3 protein-coding genes, 1 pseudogene and 1 riboswitch are annotated in these 2,577 nt (G+C 62.3%); of the genes and pseudogenes, 2 read left to right on the top strand and 2 right to left on the bottom strand.

Annotated elements, in window-relative coordinates; all coding sequences use genetic code 11:
• Window positions 1-306: 306 nt before the first annotated feature.
• Both WBF82_RS15410 and WBF82_RS15405 read right to left on the bottom strand, forming a co-directional pair.
• Window positions 307-813, bottom strand: a complete 507-nt coding sequence (locus WBF82_RS15410) for a hypothetical protein (protein WP_424383859.1) — start codon at window positions 811-813, stop codon at window positions 307-309.
• A gap of 131 nt (window positions 814-944) precedes the next feature.
• Window positions 945-1,253 carry a hypothetical protein gene (locus tag WBF82_RS15405; protein WP_424383858.1) on the bottom strand — a complete coding sequence of 103 codons (309 nt, stop codon included), beginning with the start codon at window positions 1,251-1,253 and terminating at the stop codon, window positions 945-947.
• Here WBF82_RS15405 and WBF82_RS15400 point away from each other — a divergent pair.
• Complete coding sequence (locus tag WBF82_RS15400; RefSeq protein ID WP_424383857.1) at window positions 1,239-1,577, top strand: tyrosine-type recombinase/integrase; 339 nt, start codon at window positions 1,239-1,241, stop codon at window positions 1,575-1,577. The two genes, WBF82_RS15405 and WBF82_RS15400, sit on opposite strands and share 15 nt — an antisense overlap.
• Window positions 1,578-1,627: 50 nt before the next feature.
• A riboswitch (cobalamin riboswitch) is annotated at window positions 1,628-1,825 on the top strand.
• A 126-nt stretch (window positions 1,826-1,951) separates the two neighbouring features.
• Window positions 1,952-2,577, top strand: a pseudogene (locus tag WBF82_RS15395) (5-methyltetrahydropteroyltriglutamate--homocysteine methyltransferase); the annotation flags it as partial.

Genomic DNA, 2,577 nt, shown 5'->3' with positions numbered 1-2,577 from the left:
TGCTGGCCGAGGTCGGCGACCTGATCCTGAGCGCCACCGGCCAATGGATGGTGCAGCCACCGCAGCGATGCTGGAACGGGCACCCGATTACGCCGCGACACGTCCTGGTTGGAACTGCGGTGTGCTCTTGTCAGGATCGCCACCTGACGTGGCGCTGCGATAAGTGAGCTTTAATCCCGTGTGCTGCAGAGCATTTCAAACCGACTTAACTGGCTGACACCAATCTTGCCTGCAGCGGGCGAGGCTATTCCGATGTGAGCCACGCCATTGAGTACGGCACCTGCTCGGACTGCGGCAGTTAGGCCGTTAAGCGCCGACCTTGGTCAGGGTCAGCGCCACGGGATATGTGTCGAGCGATTGTTCATACCCACATGGACGACTGCTGTCCGCGGTTGACCAGTAGCGACCCTCGAGAGTGTCGGGATTCCAGCTGTAGTGCGCGGTTCCGGGAACATGAGTTCCATCGCCGCACTGCAGCGCCCCGGTGGTGTGTACGTCGATCGTCCACTGAATATTGATGTAGCGAGCTGTTGCCCGCTGGTTCGACCCTTCCCCGCCTATCTCGACCTCGGCGCAGCCATCACCGCACGGAGTGAAAACCCAAGTGACGGGCAACGTGCCCGGGGGACCTGCGACGACCTTGTAGGAACCTTCCATCTTGGGCAGCGCTGATTCCGGAGCTGACGTTTGGCTGCGGCTCGTACCCGCCGGGTGTCCAACAGTTTTCGAGGGCAGCGCACCACAGCCCACCGTTGTCAGCAGGATGATCATGAACGCCGCGACCCTCGACGTCAGCGCACCTTCCGAAGGCATACTTCAGCTTATCGACACCGCCCATCGCGCGAAAACGGATAACTGATTCAGGCCCGGGCCGTCAGCTCGCGGCCCGCGTTGTCGCGCCGTCCCAGAACGGCCCGGTGAGTCCGACTTCCGCGAAGTAAGTCTCAGATCGAGGAACTCGACAGCAAGATCAATCGGGCGCAGGTTCTCGACTTAACGTGGGCGATTTGGGGCCTTCTTATCCCCACTGTAGGAACACTTTTCGGCCTTGGGACATGAGCCTTACGCTTCGCCAGTCGGGGCAGAGTAGCGCGACCCGTGTGTGGAAAGAAACGGTCAGTTACCGCGTGTGTCAGGCATGAAACTCGGCGCACCGCCGTGGTGACGGCCACAACGAGCAGATATAAGCTCGCGCCCATCTGACCGGAAACCAATAGGCGAGCGGTCGAGCTAACAGGATGTATATCGCCCATGCCGGTGCTTGTGGCTGTGCCGATCGTGCAATAGGCCGCATCGATACCCGCAACAGTTGTGTTGACGATGAAGCGCGAGCCAAGGAAAACAAGACCGGCGACGAACCGACCACGCCCACCTTCCCGCGTATCACCGCTCACGACTTGCGCCACACGGCGGCCTCGCTGGCGATCAGCGCGGGGGCGAACGTCAAGGTGGTGCAGCGGATGCTGGGTCACGCAAGCGCCGCGATGACCTTGGACGTGTACGACGATTTGTTCGATTCCGACCAGGACGCGGTTGCCGACAAACTCGAAGATGTGTTCGCGGCGAAGTGTCTGTAACCAGTGCTCAAAATGTGCTCACGGGGCCCTAATTAGCCCCTGTGTTCGACCCCGAAAACGCTTCTACTAGGTTAGATGTGCAGTCGGAAAGGGAACCTGGTGAAAGTCCGGGACTGTCCCGCAGCGGTATGCAGGAACGACCGCCGTCAACAAGCACTGGTCACCCGACCGGGAAGCGACGGCCAGTAGGAGCACCTAACGGGTGTGTGCCTGCGAGTCCGAAGACCTGCCGGCCGTGCCGGGCCTGGCGGCTCATCGCCTCGTGGAATGGGCGTACGGCTGTCCTGGTTGCAGGAGTGTGCTGGCGGCACAGTGCAACCGGATCGGCTTCGCGTCCGCTGGCGGTGACCACCCTGTCGATTAAAGGACGAATCGTGACCGCAACACCGTTTACCGCAACCGTTACCGGCTCCCCGCGCATCGGCCCGCGAAGGGAACTCAAGCGAGCCACCGAGGGCTACTGGGCGGGCCGGACCAGCCGATCAGAGCTGGAGAACGTCGCCGCCACGCTGCGCCGCGACACCTGGTCGCAGCTGGTCGCCGCAGGCTTGGACTCGGTGCCGGTTAACACCTTCTCCTACTACGACCAGATCCTTGACACCGCGGTGTTGCTGGGCGCGCTGCCCGCCCGGGTGTACAGCGTCTCCGACGACTTGGACCGGTACTTCGCCGCCGCCCGCGGCACCGAGGACATCGCGCCGCTCGAAATGACCAAGTGGTTCGACACCAACTACCATTACATCGTCCCGGAGATCGGGCCAGACACCACGTTCTCGCTGCACCCCGAGAAGGTGCTAGCTGAACTCAAAGAGGCGCGGGATCAAGGGGTTCCGGCGCGTCCGGTGATCATCGGGCCGCTCACCTTCCTGTTGCTGAGCAAGGCGGTCGATGGCGCGGGCGCACCAGTGCAGCGGCTCGACGAGCTGGTTCCGCTTTACTCCGAGCTGCTTTCGCTACTGGCCGACAACGGCGCCGAGTGGGTGCAACTTGACGAACCGGT

Source organism: Mycobacterium sp., from assembly GCF_049673265.1.
Classification (GTDB): Bacteria; Actinomycetota; Actinomycetes; order Mycobacteriales; family Mycobacteriaceae; genus Mycobacterium.
Note: the sequence above shows the minus strand (reverse complement) of the source record. Positions and strands in the feature narration are given on the sequence as shown.

What these genes read in the sequence shown, in the direction of transcription:
- WBF82_RS15400 (WP_424383857.1), top strand. Translation starts at nt 1,239, where the DNA reads ATGTATATCGCCCATGCCGGTGCTTGTGGCTGTGCCGATCGTGCAATA.
- WBF82_RS15405 (WP_424383858.1), bottom strand. Translation starts at nt 1,253, where the DNA reads ATGGGCGATATACATCCTGTTAGCTCGACCGCTCGCCTATTGGTTTCC.
- WBF82_RS15410 (WP_424383859.1), bottom strand. Translation starts at nt 813, where the DNA reads ATGCCTTCGGAAGGTGCGCTGACGTCGAGGGTCGCGGCGTTCATGATC.